This is a genomic window from Enterobacter sp. CRENT-193 (genome assembly GCF_002787395.1).
Lineage (GTDB): Bacteria > Pseudomonadota > Gammaproteobacteria > Enterobacterales > Enterobacteriaceae > Enterobacter > Enterobacter hormaechei_C.
This window is the reverse complement of record NZ_CP024812.1, coordinates 1,820,682-1,846,948: the sequence shown is the minus strand read 5'-3', so window position 1 is coordinate 1,846,948 and position 26,267 is coordinate 1,820,682. Positions and strand designations below refer to the sequence as shown.

At 42.0% G+C, this 26,267-nt stretch carries 22 protein-coding genes and 1 pseudogene; 14 read left to right on the top strand and 9 right to left on the bottom strand.

Annotated elements, in window-relative coordinates; genetic code table 11:
- Positions 1–316: 316 nt before the first annotated feature.
- A complete protein-coding gene (locus CU081_RS09110) occupies positions 317–3,202 on the top strand; it encodes a TrlF family AAA-like ATPase (protein ID WP_032720408.1) in 2,886 nt (961 codons plus the stop codon).
- Between the two features lie 119 nt (positions 3,203–3,321).
- A pseudogene (locus tag CU081_RS26475) lies at positions 3,322–3,634 on the top strand (hypothetical protein); the annotation flags it as partial.
- A gap of 30 nt (positions 3,635–3,664) precedes the next feature.
- Here the strand turns inward: CU081_RS26475 and CU081_RS09100 are convergent.
- Positions 3,665–4,024 (bottom strand): hypothetical protein, encoded by a 360-nt coding sequence (locus CU081_RS09100; RefSeq protein ID WP_058647343.1) that lies wholly within the window; start codon positions 4,022–4,024, stop codon positions 3,665–3,667.
- 704 nt (positions 4,025–4,728) lie between these two features.
- Between CU081_RS09100 and CU081_RS09095 the strand changes: the two genes are divergently transcribed.
- Positions 4,729–5,967 carry an ankyrin repeat domain-containing protein gene (locus tag CU081_RS09095; protein WP_032720406.1) on the top strand — a complete coding sequence of 413 codons (1,239 nt, stop codon included), beginning with the start codon at positions 4,729–4,731 and terminating at the stop codon, positions 5,965–5,967.
- A gap of 1,087 nt (positions 5,968–7,054) precedes the next feature.
- Here CU081_RS09095 and CU081_RS09085 read toward each other — a convergent pair.
- The 5 genes from CU081_RS09085 to CU081_RS09065 all read right to left on the bottom strand — a co-directional run bounded on the left by CU081_RS09085 (position 7,055) and on the right by CU081_RS09065 (position 9,999).
- The gene (locus CU081_RS09085) at positions 7,055–7,615 is read right to left on the bottom strand and encodes a TetR/AcrR family transcriptional regulator (RefSeq protein WP_032721143.1); all 561 of its coding nucleotides are present in this window, start codon (positions 7,613–7,615) and stop codon (positions 7,055–7,057) included.
- An 87-nt stretch (positions 7,616–7,702) separates the two neighbouring features.
- A complete protein-coding gene (locus tag CU081_RS09080; RefSeq protein ID WP_003863469.1) occupies positions 7,703–8,254 on the bottom strand; it encodes an OsmC family protein in 552 nt (183 codons plus the stop codon).
- Positions 8,255–8,344: 90 nt separating this feature from the next.
- Positions 8,345–8,680 (bottom strand): carboxymuconolactone decarboxylase family protein, encoded by a 336-nt coding sequence (locus CU081_RS09075; protein WP_003863470.1) that lies wholly within the window; start codon positions 8,678–8,680, stop codon positions 8,345–8,347.
- A 26-nt stretch (positions 8,681–8,706) separates the two neighbouring features.
- On the bottom strand, positions 8,707–9,501 hold the full coding sequence (locus CU081_RS09070) for an SDR family NAD(P)-dependent oxidoreductase (RefSeq protein ID WP_032445063.1): 795 nt from the start codon (positions 9,499–9,501) through the stop codon (positions 8,707–8,709).
- A 156-nt stretch (positions 9,502–9,657) separates the two neighbouring features.
- Entirely contained in the window at positions 9,658–9,999 is a 342-nt protein-coding gene (locus tag CU081_RS09065) for a thioredoxin family protein (RefSeq protein ID WP_003863472.1), read from the bottom strand.
- A 214-nt stretch (positions 10,000–10,213) separates the two neighbouring features.
- On the opposite strand from CU081_RS09065, the gene CU081_RS09060 reads away from it, so the two are divergent.
- Both CU081_RS09060 and CU081_RS09055 read left to right on the top strand, forming a co-directional pair.
- Positions 10,214–11,323: an alkene reductase gene (locus tag CU081_RS09060; protein ID WP_003863473.1), complete on the top strand. Its 1,110-nt coding sequence runs from the start codon at positions 10,214–10,216 to the stop codon at positions 11,321–11,323.
- A gap of 68 nt (positions 11,324–11,391) precedes the next feature.
- The gene (locus tag CU081_RS09055) at positions 11,392–12,090 is read left to right on the top strand and encodes a DsbA family oxidoreductase (protein ID WP_032721142.1); all 699 of its coding nucleotides are present in this window, start codon (positions 11,392–11,394) and stop codon (positions 12,088–12,090) included.
- Between the two features lie 170 nt (positions 12,091–12,260).
- Here CU081_RS09055 and CU081_RS09050 read toward each other — a convergent pair whose 3' ends face one another.
- The gene (locus tag CU081_RS09050; RefSeq protein WP_032445060.1) at positions 12,261–13,166 is read right to left on the bottom strand and encodes a LysR family transcriptional regulator; all 906 of its coding nucleotides are present in this window, start codon (positions 13,164–13,166) and stop codon (positions 12,261–12,263) included.
- 163 nt (positions 13,167–13,329) lie between these two features.
- Here CU081_RS09050 and trxA point away from each other — a divergent pair, with 163 nt between their 5' ends.
- Positions 13,330–13,662: a thioredoxin gene (gene trxA / locus CU081_RS09045; protein ID WP_003863476.1), complete on the top strand. Its 333-nt coding sequence runs from the start codon at positions 13,330–13,332 to the stop codon at positions 13,660–13,662.
- Between the two features lie 175 nt (positions 13,663–13,837).
- Entirely contained in the window at positions 13,838–14,047 is a 210-nt protein-coding gene (locus CU081_RS09040; RefSeq protein ID WP_003863479.1) for a YdgH/BhsA/McbA-like domain containing protein, read from the top strand.
- Positions 14,048–14,693: 646 nt separating this feature from the next.
- On the opposite strand, the gene CU081_RS09030 is transcribed toward CU081_RS09040, so the two are convergent.
- Positions 14,694–16,013 (bottom strand): 6-phospho-beta-glucosidase, encoded by a 1,320-nt coding sequence (locus CU081_RS09030; protein WP_058647344.1) that lies wholly within the window; start codon positions 16,011–16,013, stop codon positions 14,694–14,696.
- Between the two features lie 131 nt (positions 16,014–16,144).
- Here CU081_RS09030 and CU081_RS09025 point away from each other — a divergent pair, with 131 nt between their 5' ends.
- Complete coding sequence (locus tag CU081_RS09025; protein WP_003863484.1) at positions 16,145–17,044, top strand: LysR substrate-binding domain-containing protein; 900 nt, start codon at positions 16,145–16,147, stop codon at positions 17,042–17,044.
- 234 nt (positions 17,045–17,278) lie between these two features.
- On the opposite strand, the gene CU081_RS09020 is transcribed toward CU081_RS09025, so the two are convergent.
- Positions 17,279–18,163, bottom strand: a complete 885-nt coding sequence (locus CU081_RS09020) for a LysR substrate-binding domain-containing protein (RefSeq protein ID WP_003863485.1) — start codon at positions 18,161–18,163, stop codon at positions 17,279–17,281.
- Between the two features lie 99 nt (positions 18,164–18,262).
- Between CU081_RS09020 and CU081_RS09015 the strand changes: the two genes are divergently transcribed.
- From CU081_RS09015 to CU081_RS08985, 6 genes are all read left to right on the top strand, one after another.
- Positions 18,263–19,204 (top strand): AEC family transporter, encoded by a 942-nt coding sequence (locus CU081_RS09015; protein ID WP_003863487.1) that lies wholly within the window; start codon positions 18,263–18,265, stop codon positions 19,202–19,204.
- 252 nt (positions 19,205–19,456) lie between these two features.
- Positions 19,457–20,290, top strand: coding sequence for a BglG family transcription antiterminator LicT (gene licT / locus CU081_RS09010; RefSeq protein WP_003863488.1), 834 nt, complete (start codon positions 19,457–19,459; stop codon positions 20,288–20,290).
- 117 nt (positions 20,291–20,407) lie between these two features.
- Positions 20,408–22,309 carry a beta-glucoside-specific PTS transporter subunit IIABC gene (locus tag CU081_RS09005; protein WP_003863490.1) on the top strand — a complete coding sequence of 634 codons (1,902 nt, stop codon included), beginning with the start codon at positions 20,408–20,410 and terminating at the stop codon, positions 22,307–22,309.
- A 10-nt stretch (positions 22,310–22,319) separates the two neighbouring features.
- The gene (locus CU081_RS09000; protein WP_032720467.1) at positions 22,320–23,789 is read left to right on the top strand and encodes a glycoside hydrolase family 1 protein; all 1,470 of its coding nucleotides are present in this window, start codon (positions 22,320–22,322) and stop codon (positions 23,787–23,789) included.
- A gap of 968 nt (positions 23,790–24,757) precedes the next feature.
- Positions 24,758–25,198, top strand: a complete 441-nt coding sequence (locus tag CU081_RS08990; RefSeq protein ID WP_032720469.1) for a hypothetical protein — start codon at positions 24,758–24,760, stop codon at positions 25,196–25,198.
- 14 nt (positions 25,199–25,212) lie between these two features.
- The gene (locus CU081_RS08985) at positions 25,213–26,163 is read left to right on the top strand and encodes an ankyrin repeat domain-containing protein (RefSeq protein ID WP_045346837.1); all 951 of its coding nucleotides are present in this window, start codon (positions 25,213–25,215) and stop codon (positions 26,161–26,163) included.
- Positions 26,164–26,267 lie beyond the last annotated feature (104 nt).

Genomic DNA, 26,267 nt, shown 5'->3' with positions numbered 1-26,267 from the left:
AAAGAAATGGATATCATAACTCCATGAGCACAATCGACAATTTCGACGCGCATACGCCAATGATGCAGCAGTACTTTCCTTCAACATCTTAACTATTGATATGATTGAATAATTCAATATTTAACCAAATTTGGTGTACATATGGGCTACATATCTTAGAAAAAAGCAATAATAGATAGCTTAGGGGAGTATACCAAGTCATCAAAAAATAATGGAACGATACTTCTTGTTCACACAGATTTAAGTTATATTCTGAATAAGTATAGGTCATCATCCTATTAAATAAAAAATAAATTTAATTCAGATGGAGAAAGAAATGATCAGTAGAGGCTCAGAATGGAATAAATGGGATCTTCATGTCCATACTCCTGCATCAGTTTTGAGAAACGAATATAGAGACGACTGGGATAAATATATTATTGATTTATTCACTAAAGCTATCGAAGAAAATGTAAAAGTAATAGGGATTACTGATTATTTTTTCATAGATGGATATAAAAAGATAAAAAATGACTACTTATCTAACCCTGAAAGAATGGAGCAATTATTAGGTGCTGAAAATTATGAGTTAGTTAAAGAAATAAAGGTATTACCAAACATCGAGTTCAGAATTGATAAATTAGTTATCGGAAAGGAATCAGATTTAAAGTGGAATAGAAAAGTAAATTACCACCTCTTATTATGTGATTCTGTTTCTCCAGAAACCATAGAAAAAGAAATTATAAACTGTCTGAAATTTGATTATTATTCAGAACCAGGTGCCAGAACAGACAGAAGAAACTTCACAAAAGAGAATATAATCGAATTTGGCGAAAAACTATGCCAACATCAACATAATTTTGCTGGACAAAATCCTTTATTTGTAGGGATGATAAATTCATGCTTCAATCTTGATGAACTCAAAGACATATTAAACACGAACGGAAAATTCAAAGGAAAATATATATTAGCTTTACCAGCAGATGAAGATCTAAGTAAAGTCAGTTGGAAGAGTCAAGGCCATGCCGTTCGGAAGCATCTCATAATGCAATCACACATGCTCTTCACTTCAAATAGTGGCACTATTGATTTTTGCAAAGGTGAAAAACACGAGACGATAAGAGATTATCTGAAAGAGTTTGGAAACATAAAACCTTGCGTTTGGGGTTCAGATGCACACTCCTCAGATAAAATGTTTAAACCTGACGATAACAGACACACCTGGATAAAATCTAATCTCAGTTTTGATGGGCTAAAACAAATAATATATGAGCCTGAGTCGAGAGTTAAAATCCAAGAATCTCACCCTCAGACAAAAGCTGGATATCAAACGATATTAAGAGCAAGATTTATATGTGAAGATAAAAAATTCCCCAAAAATTGGATATATTTAAATAAAGATTTGAATACAATAATAGGTGGAAAGTCTTCTGGAAAATCACTTTTACTTTACTTCATTGCAGCGGCTATAAATAAAAGTGCTGTTTTAGAAAACATAAACTTAGCTGACACCGATAACTATGATACACAAGGTGTTGACTTTGAGGTAGAGTGGGATGATGGAAGTATTAGTTTGCTCTCTGACTTAGAGGATACAAAACCTATAACTTACATACCTCAATTGTATATTAATAAACTTGCGGAAGTTGAAGGAAAAAATCAGCTCAAAAAACTTATCGAGTCAATTCTGAAGCAGAATAGAGATTTTTATGAATTCAGTGAAGTAAAAAACTCTGAAATTAAATTAAAAAATAAAGAGATAAAAGAAAAAATTGAACTTCATCAGACATTTTCAGATAATTACACAACATTATGTGATGAAAGAAATAAGATTGGTGATAAATCCTCTATTGAAAAGGAGATCAGTTCATTAGAAGAACAATGTAAAAAACTAAGAGAAAAATCAGGATTCAATCAGCAAGAAATAATAAAATACAATAAACTCAACACCATTCTAAAAAACTCTGAGAATAGACTAAGAGTAGTTGATAACTATCATTTAAACTCCACAAAGCTAATAACTGGCCTACACGAAAGGTTTCTAGATTACACTAATGCTTTAAAATCTGATTTAGCATCCTCATTAAGTGTTGCGGATACTGCTATTTTTTCCAGAAAATACTATTCTATTATTGAAAAAGGTATGGACAGTATTCGCTTAGAAACTCAAAAGCATTTTGAGTTGAAAACGAATAAAATACCAAAACTCATCGATAAAATCACACAAATAAAAGAAAAATCAGAGTTAGAGATCACTCCTTTATTATTAAAAGTTAAGGAAAAAGAAAGCCTCGACTTATTTACCAAAAAAATAAGTATCGAAAGAGAAAAACTAAGCAAAATAAATGGACTGCAACAAGTAATAGATAAATTATTAGTAGATGCAAAAGACAACCTTTCTAATTTACAAACAAACTATGCAGAATTAATGTCTTTATATCAAGACTATATTATTGAGTTATCATCAGAGCAATATAGTATTTCTGATGATATGAAAATAATCCCTAAACTGAGTTTCAATAAAGATGGATTTGATAAATTCATAGATAATTATGACATGAGAGGCAATCTACAACCTTTAATGGGTGATGCATATGATCCTAAAGAGATTTTTGCTTTTGATGTAGTAAACCATATAGAAAAAATAAATACCATTTTAGCAAATACAAAAAAAGAAACCTGTCCCAAAGTGAAAAAAGGGATTACTAAAAAGGATATCCTTTACACACTCTACGATGACTATTTCTTCATTGATTATGAAATTATCTATAATAATGATGAAATAATAAAAATGTCTCCGGGTAAAAGAGGGTTAGTTCTTTTGAATTTATTGTTGCACCTGAGCAATGCATCGCATCCAATACTCATAGATCAACCAGAAGATAACTTAGATAACAGAACTATTTATGAACAGTTGAACAGGTTTATTAAGCAACGCAAAAAAACGAGACAAATAATATTGGTTACTCATAACGCAAACCTTGTTGTTTCCGCTGATTCAGAATGTGTTATTGTTGCAAACCAAACTGGTCAAATTAAAGATGGTGAGAATGAAGAGTATCAGTTTGAATATATCAGTAATGCACTTGAAAATACTTTTGAAAAAATACAGGATACTTGTCTTCTCAAGAGTATGGGTATAAGGCAACATGTATGTGAAATTCTGGAAGGAGGCCAGGATGCATTTAAAGAAAGAGAAATAAAATATGGCCTAAGATTCTAAATGATATATAGGAATGTTAGCAAGGTATGACTAAGAGAAGCTCCGCTTCTCTTGTCCCTTGCTTTTTTCACCGTTCTGTTGAAAAAATCAAAATCTAAGCACGAAGATTGACCTACACTGAGCTTCTTAATACTAATCGTGGAAACAAAAGCAAGGCGAATGGCTTCGATTAACCTCTTTGATAGGCTTCCTCCTGTCGTTCCTGCTATCAATGTTGAAGCTTGGAAATCATAGTCTAACATATCCCAAAAGCTGAACCGCCTTATAAGCCATCTTGATGCAAAAAGTAGCAATAGTGAGTTAACTAAAACAGAGATCTTCGCAGTCAAGAAACAGATCAAAGAGCTTCGCTCGTGCCAGACAGCCTCTATGAGTAGGTATTCCTATGAAGTGAATGCAACGGCCCCTCCCCCCTCTAAAAAATGGTCATGAGAGCATGATTGTCAGGATTGCAATTAACCATCAAATTCTTTTTATGTTTTTAGCTTTATCTGAATTTTCTAATATGATTGAAGAAATTATTTTTTCTTCTTTTTTTGCAATTAGAGATTGGATATTAATAGTACCACAATCTAAATTATCTCCCCACCAGTACATGAATTCTTTTATTACGGGAGTCATATTGTCTATAACCTCTTGAGATCCTTCGTTATAAATAAAAGATAGTATTTTTAAATTTTCAACATCGATCTCTTGCACAATTATCCGAAACATATCATCAGTTGGATATAAATTCGTTTCATTTAATGATATATTTAATTTTTCAAGCATTTCATTCATAAGCAAGTCAACTTCATTGAAGGCCGTATTATATTCAGTCATTATTTAACCTCTTGTTTTAAATTTATACAACATTACCATTAATCACTTCAAGAAAGAATGTCAAGCGTTTTTGTGAAATAAATAATATTTATTATAAAAATAATTGCTTGAGTAAATAATTTTTTAATTATAAGCACCATACTGTGTCATCTATTCAACCGAAGCGGAAATTTATAGCATCTTCTGTGCTGCAAGAGAAGCTTTAAAACAAATGCAAGTTAAGCTGTATATCTTTATATAAAATATCAGGCACTGCGATTTTTTATTATTATAGCGAAATGAAGCAAGGGCTAACCCTGCGAAGCCGCTGCGCTTGCTTCTCCGGATTGCCCTTGCTTTTCTTCCCTTCGGTCAGAAAAGAAAAGAACTACCTATAATGCTGTTCATTCTACTGATACGTTTCTACTGTGCGCGCTATTTTGTTGGCGATGTGGATTCACCACCAAAGCTTCCCGACATTATTTCGCATATCAAACCACTATCAGAGAATACATGCAAAATCATGATTATTTCGGATACTAACTCGTGATTAATTGAGATACTACCTTGCAGGTATTATTCTATTTTTATTTATACCAGACAGCTAATCCTTATATTAATTTAAATGGCATTATACACTCGCATTAAAAACAATTAAAAATAAATTTGAAAAACAAAAATCCATTGATTATTGTTGTTTTACATTATAACCATGGAGATAAAATATGAACCAACAATCTTTAATCGATAATAACCTGAAACTTTTTAAAATAAAATCACCAGCAGAACTCATAAAATTATTAAAGACAGGAATTGACATAAACACGCTAAATTCATCGAACCAGAATGCGCTGTTCGGTTGCAGATACCCTGAGCTTATGGAAGCAATGATTAATGCCGGAATAAATATTAATCATACTGACATGTTTAACAGGAATGCGCTTTTCTATGCAACTTGTCCAGAAACCCTGTGTGTGTTGACTGAGAACGGGATTGATATCAATCATACGGACACGCTGGGCAGGAATGCGCTTTTCTACACCAGTGACGCTGAATCAGTTCAGTTACTGGTAAAAAATGGTATCAGCATAAACCACCCTGAACTTGAAGATAAAAATGCGCTTTTCTTTGCGACCAACGAAAGCTCAGCCAGAGAACTCATCGACAGTGGTATTGATATTAACCACACTGACAGCTATGGAAGAAATGCGCTTTTCTACGTCTGTGAGGCTGACGTTAAGCGTCTGCTGATTAAGAAAGGTATCAATGTTAACCAAAGGGATATATATGGTCATAATTCCATTAACATTTCCGGCATAGATGCTGACTTACTGGATGTTTATTTCGCTGCGGGCCTTGATCCTGACATACAGGATCGAAATGGGAACAGCTTAATTTTTCACCCTTATAAAAAACCAATTACAGACATTTTAATCAACAATGGCTGCGATATAAACCGTGTTAATAATAATGGAGAAACCGTCTTTGAATACATACAGACCATGTTGTTCAGCAACTATCAACTTGACCAGTGTCTCAGCGTGCTTACACCTTACATTAACCTTATTAAAGCAAGACCATTAATTTTCAATCGCCTTACTTATGGCTGCATTGAGCTAATTAAATTTTTGCAAAGCCAGAATATCGATTACAAAATTAATGACCGTTGCGTTGTTAGATACGCCAACAAAGATATTAAAAATTTTATTACTGAAGCTCAGAAAGTTATTGATCTCAGCAATATCACCCTTTGCTCATGGTATGACACCCCGCTGGTCAGCGTAAAAAACAAGGAGATCATTAAATGGTTCATAAGAAACAATGTAAATGTAAATATTAATGACATTGAAGATCAGGACATTCTCACTGAAATTCTTGCCTACCTTGCACTAAGGGAACATAAAACGCTTAAAACCGTAATTAAACCGGATATAAAACACACCGCCTGTAAAAGTAGGCTGTGAGGATTTTATTCTCATATCCAGTTTTGATGCACTCTCGATACTTACAGTAAAAAAATTATGTGTACGTCAATAAATATGGGCGCTGTATAGTGTGATATAGCTATCAGCGTCTCCCTGATTGACTACGTCATAGTAAAGGTTGTATGAATGACGATTCCGGCACTCTGACAGTAATAAATAATACCGCTTTCAACATAGTATAGGAAAACATCCTCACACGCTAAATGAACTTAAATCCTACTTTGATAATTAACTGAGGGGGGATAAATAACCTAAATTTTATTTTCATACACGTAATGATTTGACCCGATGGCTTAGCCATTGGGGAAATTATAGTTTCGGAAAATGGGCTATTGCACTGAAGGAAAATCCAGAAAGAATTATCGGTTTTGGAGGACTTAGCGTTATCAGTTATGACCGATACGCAGATAATTAACTTGGGGTATCGTTTCTCTATAAAGTGATGAGGAAAAGGTCTGGCAACAGAGTTAGCTAAATATGCGATCACCTATGGAATTAGTATTTTAAAACTGGCTGAAATTTCTGCGGTAGTAAGACCAAACCATCTGGCATCCCAAAGCTCCTGACTACAGCAGGTCTCCGGTATGCGCGTGATATTCATAATGTGAAAAATGAACCCGCAAGCATGCTTTTCACTCTGACTCTGGATGAGTGGAACAATACTCTAAGTTTGGATACTACCTCATCCATTAACCATTAAAGTTCGTGCGTAACGTCCACTCTTGACACAAAGCAGGCGTTCGTTACCTTAACGTAACTCTTCTTCATTTAACCCAGTCTTTCAGTACCAGACACGCAAACATATAAGTTGTCCAAGGGTTGCGGATTTATACATATTGATCAGGATGACGTCGGTTGATGACGCTTGAATGTTCGGGCAAGAAAAGCTTTGGCCTATATAAAAGTCATTACGTCAAATAGTGGCGACCTGAACTAACCAGGCATTCAGGGTAAGCGGTCAAGGGATAAAATAATATGCAGGTTACTACCGAAGGGAGTGAAGGCTCTTTTGGCGCCCGATTTTACCATGATAATGGTATTGTAAATCGGGCCGCAGGCTTTCAGATTAATGGAAAACAATAGCACCAATAGCAGCCGGCTCCAGATCTGTGCCGTCATTCATTGCCCAGCGGACAAAGCTGCTGCCTTCAAGGAGACTTAAAATCTGAAACGCTTTCTGCCGGGGTGTGCCTGTTGCCGCTAATTCACCAGCCGCAGTACCTTCCTCTATGGTTTTCTCAAGCCACTGCAGTTGCAGGGTAAAGTATTTCCGCGTAAGGCTTTGCATGGTCTCCGGCAGGGCTGCCATTTCAGCTGCCAGTGCCCCGCATAGCGGTAACATACCATCAGCCATTGCAGCCCGAAACAATGCAGCGAAAGCACAGAGCCGACCAAAAGCATTTGGAAAGTCATGATCGATTTTTTCGAAATCCACAGCCGAACGATTGATGTAGGTTTCAACAATTTCCACACCAAGATCTTCTTTTTTTGGGAAATAATGGTGAATACTGGCCTTTCTGATACCGACCATTTTTTCCAGATCAGCGTAACTGAAGGCAGCATAACCTCTGGAACGCAGCATAAACTCTGCAGAATTGATTAATGATTGTCGGGTATCCATAGACATAAAATCGACCTGTTTGAAAAATGACGAAGCAAGGGCAGACGCTTGCTCCTGTTTCAAATCAGGGCGTCTGCCATCATGCAACTTAGGTTATTGTGCAATGACGAGTTTCGGCTCCATCTTAATGGAACGCGAGAAATTCGCATAGTTTGGTGACGTCTTCAGTACGGCCTGATGAATTTCTTCAATTTCTGCCGGCTGAGCGTCAGCATCAATAAACGCGGTGTACTGGACTGAATCGTATCCGGGGTTAACATTTTCATCAAGCCCAAGGAAACCACGCAGATCCAGTTCGCCTGACGTTTCGATTTTCAGGGAATTAACCTTAATGCCCTTGCTGGCAGCTACCGCCACATACGCTACGGTCAGACAGGCATTCAGCGCAGCCATGAGCAGTTCCTGTGGGTTAGGTGCAGTATCGCTTCCAAGTATTTCTGATGGTTCATCAGCGGCGACATGGAAGGTACGCTCGATGCTGTCACCAAAGAGTTCATATGACTTCATGGTAGAAACTGAACGGGTCTGTCCTGCCCAGCGGGTCTCTACGTTAAACCTGGCTTTTGCTTTTTCCGGGTTTTGGGTCACTTTTTCGGCGAATTGCTGGAATGCAGCAACATCAATACCGTTCATTTTCTCTGTCATCTTGATATTCCTGTTCATTGAGATTTACCGGGCAGCCGGATTACAGAAGGCGCCCGGATTTGAGTCTGTCGGTAACTAACCGAGCCGGAATTACAGCTCGTCGTAGGCGTCCATTACGCGTGCTGAATAGACAAAAGCAGCACCGGCGTTAAGCGCAATCGCAGTCCCTACTGCAGCACCGATTTCATCTTTCGTTGCACCAGCTTTTTTGGCAGCGGCCACGTGTGCGGAAATACAACCGTCACAACGAGTAGTCACTGCCACAGCAATGGCAATCAGTTCGTGAGTTTTGGCATCCAGAACACTGTTTTCGCGCGTAGCGGTTTCAAGACCATGAAACGCGTTAGCAACAGGTTTATTTGTTTTGGCCAGATTACCGACGCTTTTGATCAGCGCGGAGAGACGATTGCCCCATTCTGCAGACATGATGATTTCCTCAGATTTGTAAAAAATTAATTGCCGAGTTTCCGGGCTGCCATTACACCGCCATCCACATCCCAGACTGCCCCGGTTACCCACGAAGCTTTATCTGAAAGCAGGAAAACAATAGTTTCCGCAACATCACGCGGTGTACCGTTCCGCCCCAGCGGATGGAAGTTATTGAAACTGGCCAGCGCACCATCCAGTTGTTCACCCGGAATAAAACGTTCGAAAATTCGGGTTTCAACAATACCAGGGCTTACTGCATTGACACGGATACCGTGCTCAGCCAGCTCTGCTGCGGCGTGGCGTGTCAGAGTATCCAGACCCGTTTTGGCCATGGAGTAAGCTGAAGCGGTGATGGTTTCTACTGCCTGGCGTGCAGCGACTGCAGTAACATTCACAATAGATCCAGCTTTCTTCTGATCTACAAGTGATGCAGCAACATGCTGTGTAATAAAGAAGAATGCCCGGTTCAGATCGAGGAAGTTGTTGTAATCCACGACTGAATGCTCAAGGAAACTTTTTGGATAGTAAATGCCGGCGGAATTGACCAGCATATCAATATCGCTGTGATCCTTTTTCAGGGCAGCGATGAGCTTTGCAACACTTTCCATACTGGATAAGTCAGCAGTCAGAGCGAATGCATTCTCCTCACCCGAAATAGCCACGAGTTCCTGGCGTGCGGCTTCTGCTTTTTCAGCACGGCTACCTACAATGACAGCCTTTCCGCCCTGCTCTAAAACCATCTTTGCTGTTTCAAGACCGATCCCACTGGTGCCACCAATGATCAGGACTTTATGATTCGTAAACTGTGTATCTTGCATAATGCCTCCGGTGAGGTAAGTTTCTGTAGTTGCCTATCAACTGGTAGGTAGTCTGGGCGAGAGTATTTTCTTTGTCAAGTTTACGTTTTATTTTTTTACTGACCGATGTTGGGTTCTGACATCTAAAACATCGTCAAAACCCAACGGATGGTATCGTCAGTGTACGTCTGCTTCGTGTTCGGTAATTGATGAAAAAATAGCTGCGTATTGCTCTGCAGTTTTCTGTCCTGTAAGACGTTTCATCAGCTGACCATTTCTGAACACCAGAACAGAAGGAAGCCCAAAAACCTCATACCGAGTTGATAAAACAGGTGATTTATCAACATTCACCACACCAACTTTGACATGTGGCCCCAGTTTTCTTGCGAATTGCAAATATTCCGCTTCACTCTCACGACAGGGTGGACACCACGGTGCAAAGAACCTGATTACGGCCAGTCCCTCACCCCATGCGATATCATGAAAGTTGTCTTCATTGTAGGTGCGTACATTTGTCATCGTTATCTCCGGCGTTGTACGTATCAGTCATTACGGCACGAAAAAACATATTTTCACTTGCCTACCTAGTAGTAGGTTGATATGGTACGCACACTTTCACTCGCTGACAAGATTGACCCGACATCCATGATTAATGCTGCGGGTGATTTTTGACGGAGTGACCAGAATGGTCGTTGTGGCCAGAAATTTCGTGACTCTTAAGATGAGGAATGCAATGAAGACGTTATTTACCCCTTACAACCTCGGTGGCGTTGAGCTGAAAAATCGCGTGGTTATGGCACCTATGACACGTACTCGCACGTTGAATGACATCGCTGATGACGTAGTTGCCTTGTATTACGCGCAGCGTGCTTCAGCCGGATTGCTGATCACTGAAGGGCTGCCTGTTTCCGAAGAAGGTCGCGGGTATCTCTATACGCCTGGTCTCTATAATGATGCGCATGTTGAGGGATGGCGTAAGGTAACGGATGCTGTCCATGCGAAAGGTGGCCGAATTTTCGCGCAGCTGTGGCATGTGGGGCGTATGTCTCATACCTCACTACAACCTGGTCATATTGCCCCCGTCTCTTCAGGCACCATTCCTGCGACTAATACAACAGTATTTGCCTGGGACGAAAGTGGTAAACCCGGCCCGGTTGCCCCAAGCATTCCGCGTGCACTCGAAACGCATGAAGTGAAGCGCGTTACCCGCGATTTTGTGAAGTCAGCACAACTGGCGGTGGAAGCCGGGTTTGATGGCGTTGAAATCATGGCGGCTAACGGTTTCATCTTTGACCAGTTCCTGAGCAGTGAGCTGAATACCCGTACCGATGAGTATGGTGGTTCGGTAGAAAATCGTCAGCGCTTCCTGCTGGAGACCATTGATGCCGTTTCCGATGCAATTGGCGGCAACAAAGTCGCAGTACGACTCTCTCCGTTCGGTCGCATCTATGATCTTGCCCCCTATGCCGGGGAAGAAGAAACCTGGTCAGAAATGGCAAAGGCTCTTAGCCAGCGCTCCCTGGCCTACGTGCACCTCTATTTCCAGCCGACCTACGTCACCGCACCGCAAGCCGCTGAGAAATTTAAAGCTGATTTCCGTGAATCATTTGGTGGGACGATCATTGCAGCAGGTGGATTCAGCCGTGATATTGCAGAAGAACGCCTGAATAACAACGAAGTTGACCTGGTTGCGTTTGGTGTGCCATTTATCGCCAACCCGGATCTGGTTGAAAGAATGAAAAATAACTGGCCTCTGGCGGAAAGCGATCGCACGACCTATTACGGTGTAAGCGGCTCTCCGGAAAAGGGCTATACCGATTACCCGGTATACAGCGAAAAATAATTAAGTCGGCCCGGATAATATAAATCCGGGCATTTTACTTTACCTGTCATATATCTTCAGAGTACAAAATGAAATCATTAATGCCCCGAATCTCAGTAGATGTCTGGTCTGATTATGTCTGTCCGTGGTGCTGGATCGCTAAAAAAAGATTTGAAAAGGGTCTGGAAGAGTTTGAATATTCTAAACAGGTCGATGTACGTCATCACAGCTATCGTATTGCAAATGACCACCCCCCTATTCCATTCAGATCGGCTTTGTATCAGAAGTTTGGTGGTGAGCATGGCGCAGAGTTAATGATGAACCAGATTGAAAGCACGGGGAAATCAGAGGGATTGATCTATAACTTTGACACTATGCTTTTTGGCGATACACGTGAAGCGCATACCCTTGCAGCTGCTGCGCGTGAGGCAGGGCTCGGAACACAGATGTCAGAAAAGTTGTTCTCTGCGGCCACAACTGAAGGGCGTTCTATTTTTGACAGGGATGTATTGATTGCTCTGGCAATTGAAGCCGGTATGACAGAGTCTCAGGCTGAAAGTGCCCTTGAAAACCCTGTATTCAGGGATTCTGTTGATGACGATGAGGCAAAGGCTCGTGCGATAGGTGCAAGTGGCGTACCTCTATTTGTGATCAATAATAAATATGCAATCAGTGGCGCACAGCCAGCCGCGAATTTTTTGAGCGCCTTGAGACAAGTCTGGGAAGAAACCAAAGATGAGTCCATGTTCATGGAGGGGATGGTCTGCGGAATAGATGGTTGTAAATAATGTCTACAGGCATTCGTGGCTAACCTGGCTTCCGTCAGTAATCTTCAGTCTGAAATTGTTCCGGAAGTCAGCTTAAATTCGCCAATTAATTTTTTCACTTTGCCCCTGTTTCCCGGTTATTTTGCGGGCATCTTCAGGCATTCACGATAATTCGATTTCTGAACATAAATTCAATCTATGCTTCCGTTTTCTATGGTTATTTCTGCCAACTCCCTGAATGGCTGTAATAGTACGGAGGGATCACGTGTCCGCCAGACAACTGCAATTTCTAATTCAGGTATCGGTGCTGCTATTTCAACAAATTCTAACCCTTCTGAAGGAATATCCTCTGTTCTGCCAGAGACGAATACTACGCCAAGACCAGCTCGTGCCAGTCCGACACACGTCTGGTTTTCTCCACATGAACGCAGGCGGGGACGAAATCCTGCCTCCTCACAAAGTCGGATAATTTCATCATAAACGGCAGGGAACTGCTCTTTGCAGGGGATAATAAACTCCTCATTTGCAAAAGCAGCCAACGGAAGCGGTTTATTTTTTCCTGCCAGAGCGGCTTGCGGGTGACGGCTGGATACCGCTAATCTGAGTCGCTCTTTATGCAGCGGAATGACTGTCAGCGCCTCATCTTCAACCGGCGTTAATACGAAGCCTACATCAATTTCGGCTGACAGCAGCGCTTCGACCTGAGCATGGGTGGTCATTTCCCTGACGTCCAACTCAATTTCAGGATACTTCTCGCTGAAAAGTCGCAGTAAATCAGGAGTGACCGTCTGCATAGCCAGAGTGGTATATCCCACCGTGAATTTACCGCTTTGTTCAGCCACAACATGACGAACCGTCTGCTGGACAGACTCAACATGTGCGATAAGAGGCCGGACTTCATTAAGCAGAACAGTTCCTGCGGGTGTCAATGAAACGCGGCGGGTGGTTCTGTCAAAAAGCCTGGTGCCAATCTCATGTTCGAGTTGGGCGATAACACGTGTCACTACGGGCTGTGATATGTTGAGCCGTTCAGAGGCGCGATTAAAACTGAGGGTCTCTGCGACTTGCAAAAAATAACGTAATGCTTTGATATCCATCTAACAACCTCAATAATAACATCAAAAAACACCGCCATAGCAGATAAACCATACCATCAATTAATGCAGAAATAGAATTAATATTGATTCGTTATTGCGAATTAACTCTTCCTGTCTTGCAACCTACAATGCAGTCATTCAAGAGCATTGCGAGAGGTATCCTATGTCAGTCAAGAGTGTTAATAAAGAGACGTTTTCACAGGAAGTACTGAACAACAACCTTCCTGTTTTGGTGGATTTCTGGGCGCCATGGTGTCCACCCTGTGTCTCAGTCGCACCAACCATCGAACAACTTTCAGGTGAGCATGAAACCCGGCTGAAAGTTGTGAAGGTCAATATCGATGAAAATGTCGAACTGGCCAGCATCTATGGTATTCGCTCGATACCCTCCTTCAAAGTATTTAATAAAGGGGAGATCGTTCTGGAATTTGGTGGTGCTTTGCCCAAAAAACAGATAGAAGAAAAACTGAATGATTACTTAACTACTGAAAAATAGTTATCGTTAAAAGCAATGAGGAAGATAAAGCAATTGTTTAATTTCATAGACGATAGCGTTATTAAACCATCTCATTAAACTGAAGCACATAAATGAAATTACCATGGGTTATTTTTAACCCGTCACATTTGTATCTTAACTTAGCAAAGTGTTATTAAATAACTGAGGAAATATCATGAAAGCCATTAATAAAGTTTTTATCATCACTGCTCTTTCACTGGTTTCGTTAACCAGCTTTGCACAGTCTGTCACCGCAACAGGCAGTACGCTCGATGAAGCCCATGCAAAGATCGCAGCAAAAGCAAAAGAAGCCGGAGCAGAATATTCCATCACTGAAGCATACAGCGGCAACAGAGTGCATATGACTGCAAAATTAACACACTGAACGGGTTTGTGGCAGGCAGTAGGTTTAAGTACTTAATACAAGGCCCTGCAGCGTACAGTTGAATGGCAAAAAGGGAAGTCCTGTTGGTATTTCCTTAAAGGATCTGTTCCTTAACATAGACTGTATCGCTGTTAAAAGCATGCGAAAACAACCCATACATAATGATCAGGGAAGTACGTATTTCTGAGACGAGCCCAACCCGTTCTGAATTCATCATTATTGATGCCGCTGACGGAACGTGCGTCACGTGATCAGGTAGGTAGCGGCGGTGTTTGATGTGCAGGTAATACAAGAAATCGAAACAGAGCATGGAGAGGATATCTCCTCACTACCGTTGGAACAGTACAGGATCTGTTTTGTGTCATCACATTCTGTGGTCACGATGATCCGTTTACTTGGCCAGTCTCAGGACACTGCAACGCATGATCCCTGGAGATAAACAGTCAAAGTCATGTTTTTTAATGTTTGACTTAAAACCAATGACTTAGTTGGGATAATATTTCTTATATTAAATCTACTGTTAAAGAACAAAGTATTGTTGTCGAGGGTGATTCACATACTTCCTCTCTAAGCCCATACTTGCCTTTATTTAATGCAATAGAAAAAGGCCATCAATAGATAGCCTTTTGAGTCAATTATTTCAATTTTAATTAGATGTGTGGAATGCAGGCATCAACGCGCGGTTATGTACAATAACTTCATCCAATGCTTTTTCAAGGGATGCTCCGCTCTTGATTAACGGATTTATTACTAATCCGCGCCATGCTGTATGTCGGTCTCCGGTCACGGCTGCTTCAATAGTCAACTGCTCAAAAGTTTTCATCAGCTGAATTTGGCACATAATATCGTCCGGGAAAGGTTCGACATTGAGCGGTATTGGACCTGAGCTGGTGATCATCGAACTCACTTCTACCGCACAATTATCAGGAAGACCTGATATAGCGCCATTGTTACGCGTATTAACGTGCATAATGATACGTTTATCATTGTAAATTGCGCTCATTAATTCGCAGGCGGCATCGGAGTAAAATTGCCCGCCGCGGCCCTCAAGAGCTTTGGGTTTTTCAGCAAGTTCTGGATTGCGGTAAATATCAAAAAGCTCTTTTTCGAGTTGCTTCACCACTTCACCACGCGTACCTTCTCCTTTTGCTTCACTGAGTTCCTGGCGATACATATCATCACTCATATAGTAGTAACGATGATAAGGACATGGAAGCATCCTCATGTTTTTGAGCATTCCTGCTGGCCATTTAAACGGAGGGATGTTTTTCGGAATAAGTGGATCATTTCCCTGCTCAATATTGCTGATTATGTCCGGAATAATATCTTTCCCTTTAAACCAGACATGTCGGGCAAAAATAAAGTGGTTCAGCCCCGCAACCTGCATGATAAATTCGTTGATATCCTCTACGCCGAACATACCGGCAATACCTTTCTGCATAATTACCGGCACATTACACAATCCCACTGTTTTCACCGAGGAATGCTTAAGTATCGCTTCCGTAACCATGCCTGAAGGATTTGTAAAGTTCAGCAACCATGCGTCTGGACAAAGTTTTTCCATCTCGGCTGCGATTTCCAGTGCAATTGGAATAGTTCGGCAGGCATTAGCAAAACCGCCCAGTCCGTTAGTTTCCTGACCAATCATGTTATATTTTAATGAAATACGCTCATCGCTTATGCGCGCTTCCAGGCACCCAGCCCTGAATTGCGAACAAACAAAGTTAGCCCCAGCCAGCGCCTTCTGGCGATCCAGCGTTTCATGGACGGTAATATCGAGACCATTTTTTTCCAACATTCTGCGTGTCAGCCCAGCGATGATGGCCATTTTTTCGCGCCCGTCTTCAATATCGACCAGCCAAATTTCACGCACCGGGAACTCATGCTGACGTTTAATAATTCCCTCCATCAGCTCAGGGGTATAACTTGAGCCAGCACCTATAACAGCAATCTTCAAACCTTCCATAGGGTCACCTCTTTTAAATGAGTATTAACGGTGCCATTTAAGGCCGTTCATTAGTAATTGACAAACGATCTTTAAGAGGGTATCCATTAGGTGGATTAATGCGTAAAGACGATTAAAGGTACTAAAGGCCTATGTTGGCACAACAAAACATACTGGCACTACTGCATACGTTTGAATGCGCGGCACTTCATATGAGTTTCACCAGGGCGGCTAATATCCTGAACCTTACCCAAGGAGCAGTCAGCCAGCGCATACGTCATCTTGAAGACATGCTAGGATTTCGGTTGTTTATTCGCTTGACGCGTAAATTGCAGTTGACGAACGAAGGTGCTCGGTTGCTGGGCATTTTGTCGTCTTCACTAAAGCGCATTGATGACGAAATCGAAGACATCCGCGTGCAAGGGCTACGCGGAACGTTATCGGTAGGATTACCACCAACATTTTCCTTTATCTGGCTAATGCCCCGTCTGGAAGAATTCGCCCTGCGTTGGCCAAATCTCAATATCAATTTTCGAGTTCGTGCTGGACTGATTAATTTCAACCATGAACGTGTGGATATAGCAATCTACTACGGCATGCAAAAATATCCTGATCTTTATTGCGAGCGGCTTGCTGATGAGTGGCTGGTACCCGTTTGCACCCCTGCTCTAAGTCAACGAATCAGACAGGATAACAATTGGTTTGAAAAAGTACGGTTTATTCATGCTTCTGAATCCGTTGATTCGCAGGATACATTCTCCGAATGGCGAGAATGGTGTTCCGCAACCCAAACTGAGCTACCTCTTGAAAAAAACTTCATGAGCTTCAATAACTGCCATATGTCGATTGAAGCAGCTCTTACAGGGAGCGGTATAGCGATGGGTAGAAAACAACTGGTTAAAAAGTACATTGCTGAGGGAAAACTTACCATTCCGTTTAACAAAGAGGTACAGGCTAAGCGCGGATATGATTTGATAATGCCTCGCGAGAACCGTTCAAGGCCGGGCGTTAAGGCATTAACTGAATGGGTACGAAGTATAATTAATGAATAATAACAGCATAAAAAAATGCAGCGATATTATGTAGATCATCCATTACGAGCGTGCAGAATATCTCATTACGCACCGTTGAGGTGCATTGAGCGATAATTATGGTAAGAATATAGGTTAAAAATATGGCAGATCTACTTAGTTAGTCTATTCACATTGGATCGATCCAGCTCTATGAAACCTCTCTGAATCATTTCCGAAAGATTTAAAAAGAAGTCTCACGTAGAGTTGAGGTAGCTATCTTTCAGCTATCGCTCTGGCCAGACGTGTAAAAGAATTCAGGGCTGGATTACTGTTATCTTGATGCCAGATGATAACCTGTTCTATAGCTGGGCTCTGCTCAAGTTCAAGATATTTTACGCCAGCATAATGTAATTTTTTTACTGATTCTGGAACAATTGCCACACCAATGCCTTCAGCAACCAGGCTGATAATAGTCTGTTGTAACTGCGTTTCTAGTCGGTAATAAGGCTCGATTCCCCCTTGGCGCAAGTAAAGATCGATCATATCTCTTAATACTGGTGCAACCGAGTGTGGAGTAGCGATAATTGGCTCGTTTTTTAATCGATCAACGCCAACCTTTTTTTCATCTGCAAGAGAGTGAGTTTCATTGACTGCCAGGCACAAGTTTTCACGATGCAATGTTAGACATTGTAGTAAACGAACCGGCCCCGGATTGAAAACCAGACCTACATCATATTTTGCTTCCAGCACGGCATCGACCAGGGTAGCCGGTGTGACTTCCTGCAATATAAGATGTAAATCGGGGAATTGCGTAATCACCTGTTTAGTGAGTTCAGGAAGTGTAGAGTACGCAGCGTGCATCATAAAACCTACTGACAGCTTACCCTTTTCGCCAGTAGCCATTTTTCTGACATTTCGGCAGGCAAGTTCATACGCACTGACGACCGCACGGGTATCGGCGTAGAACATCCTGCCGGCTTCAGTCAGTGAGACACCATAGTGATGGCGATTAAATAACTTCACACCGAGTTGATGCTCCAGTGAAGCAATCTGTCTACTTAAAGGTGGCTGCGAAATGTTAAGTACTTTTGCTGCCTTGCCGTAGTTGAGACATTCGGCAAGGGTCAAGAAATAGTTCAACTGTCTAAAATCGGACATCTGTTCATACCTTTTTTGCATGGATAACAATATAAAAAGGCATTGGAATATATAGGTCAATATCTCTAGAGTAGCTTTTTTCTCTTTTGAGTTCCGTACATGTTATCCACTTTAAACGTTGTCCTGCCTGTATTTGCTCTCATCCTGGTTGGCTGGCTAGCTCGTAAGCTAAAAATATTGGGCGAAACAGCCCTGACTGAACTTAACCGCTTTGTTGTATACCTGGCGTTACCTGCTTTGCTTTTCGATATCATTGCCAATGCAATGTGGGCAGATCTGGCTCAGCCTGCGTTTATCAGTGCCTTTTCGATAGGGATGATGGTGGTGTTTTTCCTGACCTTATTTGTTCAGCTGAGACGCACCCGCCACCTTGCAGATGCAGCTATCGATGCACTGAACGCGGGTTATGCTAATACAGGGTTTATCGGTTTCCCTCTTGTCATCGTTTTTTTAGGCCATGAAGCCCTGGCACCCACACTCATCGCCACAATTTTGACCGTCTCTGTGCTGTTTGGTATTGGTATTATCATTATCGAAACCGGGCTGCAGGGTGAAGTGAAACGGCGCATCATTTTTACGCGTGTAGCGAAGTCCTTGATTAAAAATCCGTTACTCGTATCTCCGGCTATCGCCATATGTATTCCGCTGTCGGGATTAACCGTGCCGGACTCAATAAATGTGTTCCTGAAGTTACTTGGTGGAGCCGCGTCGCCTTGCGCACTTATTGCACTGGGGTTATTCCTTGCCGGTCAGTCAGATAAAAAGACGAACAATGATAATTTTACGGTAACGCTATTAGTAGTACTTAAGTTATTGATTCAACCAGCTTTAACATGGTGGTTTGCTACAAAAGTGTTTCACCTGTCACCTCTTCTGGTTCACACCGCAGTGTTACTGGCGGCATTACCAACAGGTACAGGACCATTTATGCTGGCTGAGTTCTATCGTCGCGAGGCATCAACAACATCGAAATGTGTACTGGTTTCAACAGTGCTTTCTATGTTTACACTTTCTGCTTATCTGTACACCATCGGTTTATAATTAACGGCAGCCGGATCCGTTAGGTTAATCGCCCAGTGAGTGCAGACTGGAGCAAGAATCAAACAATGATCACACTTCTGAATGAAAGTGGGCTCATAAATTTACGCTTCCTTGACAGTTCATAAGTTTGAATTATATCTTCTTGAGATTATACAGCTTGTTACCGTTCGGCGGGCAAAACGTAAACGCAGCCACAGGGGTCTTCCCTGGCTGTACTTATGTTTTGCCCGTTTTGCGTTTCTGGAGTTGGCGATGATTATCAAACAGGTACTTAATAACAACGTCGTCAGCGTTTCCGATGCAAGCGGAGCTGAGTTTATCCTGACGGGCCGCGGTCTGGGCTTTAATGCCAGAGTAGGCGATATTGTTGATGAAAAAAACATTGAAAAGACCTTCAGTCTGGCAGAAGGATCAGTCTCGGATCGCTTTAAGGTTTTACTTAATGAAGTGCCGGTAGAAATCATTCAGTTGACGGATGACATCGTTACGCTGGCGAGAAACTCTCTTGGATACCCCCTGAGCGATACCTTGTATGTCTCGCTGGCAGACCATTTGAACTTTGCACTTAAGCGTTATTCTGAGGGCCTTGAAATTCAGAACCCACTGGAGTGGGAGGTCCGCCATTTATACCGTAAAGAATACCTGGTCGGACGGCAGGCTCTGGCGTTGATCGCTTCGCGTACCGGGCAACTGTTACCGGATGCGGAAGCCTGCAGCATCACCCTTCATATCGTGAATGCCTCCATGAATGTCCCGGATGGGCAGGTTATGGAGATGACCCGGCTAATCTTCCAGATCCAGAATATCGTAAAGTACTGGTTTGCGATAAGTATTGACGAACAAAGCCTGAATTATCAGCGATTTGTTACGCATTTAAAATTCTTTGCTCAGAGGGTAATGGCAGGCGAGATTCTTAATAATGATGATGCAGAACTGTTCGCGCAAATGCCCAAACGTTATGAAAAGACGCTGGAATGTGTTCAGGCGATTAGCGAATTTGTGGCGAAAAATTACAACCATTCCATGAGCAGTTCAGAAAAGTTATACCTGACGGTGCATATCGGCAACGTATTAAGCCGTCAGTAAAATTCCATTTAGGCTTGTTACTGTTAAATCAGGCAAACCCCAGAGGAAGCAAGGTGTCCGGTTAATACCGGCGTTTGTGAACGGGCAGCTGTTGCCCTAAATCTGGAGAGTATTTCTGTGGATTATCAACATACCGCGCGTAGGATTATTGCGCTTCTTGGTGGCGATGCAAACATCAATTCTGTTTTTCATTGCATCACGCGCCTGCGATTCAGTCTGAAAGATAATGATAAGCCCGATCGTGAAGCACTGATGCAACTCGATGGCGTTATGGGCGTTAATCTGTCAGGCGATCAGTTCCAGGTCATTATTGGCAATAAAGTGACGCAGGTACTCAGGGCAATTCAGGATGAGATCCCACGCCTTGTGGCGGAGGATAAGATGGATGAAAAGGTTGAGGAAAAGCGCCGCAATCCCGTGTCTCTGGCCTTCGAAGTCATTTCAGGCATTTTTTCTCCTATCATACCTGCGATTGCCGGGGCCGGTATTCTTAAGGGCGTTTTATCTCTTTTCGTCACCTTCGGCTGGGTGACAGCCACTAATCAGACCTATCAGATCATGACGGCCATCAGCGATGGTGTGTTCTACTTTATGCCAATGGTGCTGGCCTTCAGTGCCGGTCTGAAATTTGGTGCGAACCCGTATCTCTCCGTTGCACTGGCAGCCATTCTTTTTCACCCGACACTGACTACGTTACTGAAATCAGGCGATCCTGTTGCCTTTGCCGGGTTAACAGTCTCACCTGTTTCTTATGCTAACTCCGTCATCCCGATTTTGTTTTCAATCTGGCTACTGAGTTACGTTGAACGCTTCTTTAATCGTGTCATTCCCGCTTCCATTCGAATGATGTTTTCTCCACTGCTGAGCCTGATGATTGTCGCTCCGGTGATGCTTATATTCATTGGTCCGGCCGGAATTTTCATCGGCAACTCACTTTCTGGCGGAATCATCTGGCTTGTGGAGAATATGGGCCCGCTTGCCGGGATTGTGGTGGGCGGGACGTTATCCCTGATGATCATTACCGGTATGCATTATGTGCTCGTCCCCATCATGATCAATAACATCACACGCCTGGGCTTCGATCCCATCAAACCCCTCATGTTTGTCGCAAACTTTGGGCAGGCAGGTGCCGCTTTCGGGGTGTTCCTGCGCTCCCGCAACAAGAAGACCCGGACCCTGGCCTTGTCGACCTCTTTCAGTGCCCTGATGGGTGTATCTGAACCCGCAATGTACGGTATCAACATCCGTTTCAAAAAACCGTTCGCCGCAGCACTGATTGGCGGTGCGGCAGGCGGATGCCTGGCAATGACCATGGGCGTGAAGGCATATGCGTACGCCTTAAGTGGCTTGTCAGGTTTACCTGCACTTGCCGGCGAGGGATTCGGATGGGCGCTGGCCAGCATCGCATTAGCCTTCGCCGTTGCCGCTCTGGTGACGGTAGTGCTGGGCTTTGAGGAAGCGGCTGAAGTTCAGCCAGCTACAGCTACTGAAACTGATATCGTAGCAGCCCAGTCTAAAGATTTGCAGGCGGGTATTAGCCGTGTAAACGTTGCGGCAGGCGAACAACTGTATGCACCGGCAGAAGGGAAACTTATTCCGCTTTCGGAAGTGAGCGACCCTGTTTTTGCCGATGAGGTCTTTGGTAAAGGGATTGCTATCGTCCCGGTGAACGGTCAACTGGTCTCGCCGCTAAATGGCCGGGTAGGTTCTGTATTTGCGACCAACCATGCCATTACGCTGGAGAGCGAATCGGGGGCAGAAATTCTGATTCATATCGGCATCGATACCGTCAAGCTGAACGGGAAAGGTTTTACGCGTCATGTTGACGACGAGCAGCTTGTGAGAGTCGGTGAGCCACTTATCAGCTTCGACCTCGATGCATTACAGGCGGATAACATCGATCCGAGCATCATCATTATCGTGACCAATACAGAACGTTATAACGACATCAGCCTGATTTCACAAACTAAAGTGGAACCACGTGAAGCTTTTTTGAAACTGACAGCAGCAGCTGTGTAAGGGGGAACAAGTGACATTTTCTAAATCATTTCCTGATAATTTCCTTTGGGGTGGCGCAACGGCGGCTAATCAGCTGGAAGGCGCTCATGACGTAGATGGCAAAGGCTTATCAGCCTCCGATGTCTTTATCTTTGATATTAATGCGCCGAAAGAGACATGGCTTGATCAGTGGGCCGGAATGACGCATGCGCAGGTGGCGGAGGCTCAGAACCCGGCCAGCAAAAAGTACTACCCTAAGCGCAAAGGCAATGACTTCTATCACCATTATGAAGAGGACATCGCGCTCTTCGCCGAAATGGGATTCAAATGCTTCCGTATGTCGATTGCCTGGACTCGTATCTTCCCGCGTGGTGACGAATCTGAGCCAAATGAAGCCGGTCTGGCTTTCTATGACCGGGTGTTCGATACGTTGCGTAAGCATAACATTGAGCCAGTGGTTTCGCTTTCACATTACGAAATGCCTCTTACTCTGGTTACTGAATATAATGGCTGGCCAAACCGGAAGATCATTGATTTTTATCTGCAGTTTGCCACTACTGTCTTTAAGCGTTACCGCAACAAAGTTAAATACTGGATGACGTTTAATGAAATCAACTGCGTTAAACATCATCCGTACGTCAGCGTCGGTGTCATTGAAGAGAATCACCCGGCTCTTGAACAGGCCAAGTATCAGGGCGCACATCATCAGTTCGTAGCAAGCGCTCTTGCCACTAAGGCCTGCCACGAGATTATTCCTGAGTCTAAAGTGGGCTGCATGATCAGCTATCAGATCCTGTACCCACATACCTGCCATCCTGACGATATTCAGGCCTGCGAGGATGCGCAACGTGTTTCCCTGTTCTTCAGCGATGTACAGGCTCGCGGCGCTTACCCCGCCTGGACAGAGAGAATGTTTGCTGCGAAAGGTGTGGAGTTGCAAAAAGAACGCGGCGACGATGAAATATTGCGTCAGTACCCTGTCGATTTCGTATCCTTCAGTTATTACATGTCAAGCACCGTGAGTGCGCATCCTGAAAAACTGGAAGGTGTCAAAGGGAATCTGATCACCGGAGGGATTCGTAATCCGTATCTGCCTGAAAGTGACTGGGGATGGCAGATTGACCCGAAAGGGCTTCGCCTGGCGCTTAATCAGCTCTATGACCGTTACCAGAAGCCTCTGTTTGTAGCTGAAAATGGACTGGGTGCAGTGGATGTTCCCGACAGCAATGGCGAAGTTCAGGATGACTACCGCATTGATTACCTGCGACTGCACATTGAACAGATGCAGGAAGCCATAGCCGACGGAGTTAACCTTTTTGGTTACACCTGGTGGGGACCGATTGATATGATCAGTGCAAGTACATCACAAATGTCCAAGCGTTATGGCTTTATCCATGTTGATCAGGATGATATGGGTAACGGCACGCTTAAACGTACACGTAAAAAAAGCTTTGGCTGGTATAAGAAAGTAATCGCCTCGAACGGTAATGATTTGAGTTAAAACTTATTTCAGGGACAGTCATCGACTGTTCCTGAATACACATAGTTCGCATTAAAAGTATTGCTTAAAATATTCGCAGGGCCGGAGCATAACGTCCCTTATTGTTATCTACATCAAAGTTTCTTACTAATTAAGTGGTTCAAACGAAGTCACAATGAGGATATACACTGTATCCAGTGCTTTATCGGGTGCTTCCGTACCCGCAAACAGAACGGGCAACTTTGTACATACCAGAATGATGGCCTCAATATCTTCATCCTGATACATTCGCTTCATAACAACATTAAACGTATCACGCGTCTGTGGCCTTATAATACCTCTATTGAGTTCATCTTGGATTTTATTTGCGATACAATCAATCTCATCTACATAGCAATTGAATAGAAAACTCGGATGCAATTACACATCTGAAATAAAAATTCATTTCGTTCAGAAAATTGAGCGGCAGCACCTTATCATCGATAACAAAAAGCAATCCAATTGATCTTGATAATGAAGAAGATGCTAAAATCACTTCTGGCAATGATTATTTTATTGCTCATCTAAAGACCAGGGAGTTAACCCTACGAAATATATACACCCTGAAAATATAAAAACGTTTTGAACAGCCTTCAAAATGGGGAAAAGACGAAAGATTTCTTCCCATTAAAACCTTTATTTCAAACCTGACAGCCACCAACCGTTTTTACCATACAAAACAATCATCGATAGCGAATCAAGCCCCCTAATAAATAATGCACTAAATAACCCCCATCACCTTACAATCACAAAACAACAATCGATAATGTATTTAGTTTATAAATAGCACTTTTTGCTAAATGCGTATATTCTTCATCAAAAACATCCAGTTAAATTATTTTTATATTAAGGAAAACGTTTTCTTTTTTTCATTATTAAAAAATAAATTTGATTTGTATTTATTTAATAATATATATTCATTTCACCAAAATAATAAAGGAGAATAAAAAATGAAAAAACAAAATTACCCAACCCTGACAAACTACCTTGCCAAAACTAAAAAGAACGCAGATCTCTATAGATTATATAACCCACAATTTTCTATATTCGGAAAACCAGTAAGTGAGGAGCAGGATTTTTACTTTTGTTACTTCTCCAGACATATGATTACTGAGAGGAATATCTTAACCCTCTTTTCAATTCATACCTTTCTCTCTTACAACGTAAGCAAAAAAGAGACAATTAAATCATTTGTCCATTTTCTCAAAAAAGCAAACCATGACACCTTCAACAATGCATTCCAGTTTCGCGGGTGCAATATCATTTATCAAAATAAGAAGAGAGAATTTATGGAGATCTCATGGTTTTCTTTCTCACGGATCTATGACGATATCGTAAAAATCAAAGAGTATAGTGCTAACAATGAAATTTATAACAAATTCGTAGCTTAAAAAAGGAGAGCGCCATGACCAAACAAATTATAAATATATTAATCCAAAGTGAGACAAGAGAGGAAGTTATGAATTGCATAAATTCAGGAATAAATATTAATGCTTTTGATTATTGTGGTAGAAATGCCCTTTTCTATTGCGACCAATTAGACGCCGCCAAAGCACTGATTGAAGCAGGCATAGAACTAAACCATATAGACAATTATGGCAATAACGCACTGTTTTGTAACACTAATCCAACCGTTCTGGAATTATTAATCCATTCAGGCATTCATATTCAGCACAAGAATAATCAAGGCCAATCTTGCCTCCACCAACAACGCTATAATATAAAATGTGCAGAAATTCTTATTAATGCAGGTGCTGATATCCACAGTATTGATAATGAAGGCCAGACTGTACTCTACAACCTCTATTCCACAGATAGTTTTGACTACTGGATAAAAAAAGGCTGCAATATTAATCATACTGACCATAATGGTAAATCAGTACTCGATTTGTCTATGGACAATGGAAACTGGCATTACCGATCCAACGTCAGTGCTCTTATCCGGCATATAGAAAAAATTGATAGCACACCTGTTTTAATCAGGCATATCAACTATCACTCTTTAGATCTTATTAAATTACTTAAACATAATGGTGTTAATTTCCTGCTTGCAGAGCATTGTACAGTTGAACTATATGTTAAAGACATGAAATCAATCTTTAACAAACTCAAACAACATATCGAAATCAAGCACACTCAGTTTTATAATTGTCGCAATGAGCATATTGGTATCTACACCGGCATAGAGAGAGTGAAATGGTTTATTCGAAATGGTATCAGAATGGACGACGATATACTCAGACAGCGTTCCGACTCCGATAAGATTTTTTCTTATATCGCAGGAAGAGAGAAAAAAGACCTGTTAAAAGAAATGAAGCCAGAACACCCCCGTGCACCTGTGCGAAAAAGACTCTAAAGCGCTGAAGTAAACAACCCTTTTCTTAGTCTGAAAGGTTTTATTTCATGATCATTAATCTGATATATCCTCTTAGGTATACTATTTGTCAAATGGTATACCTT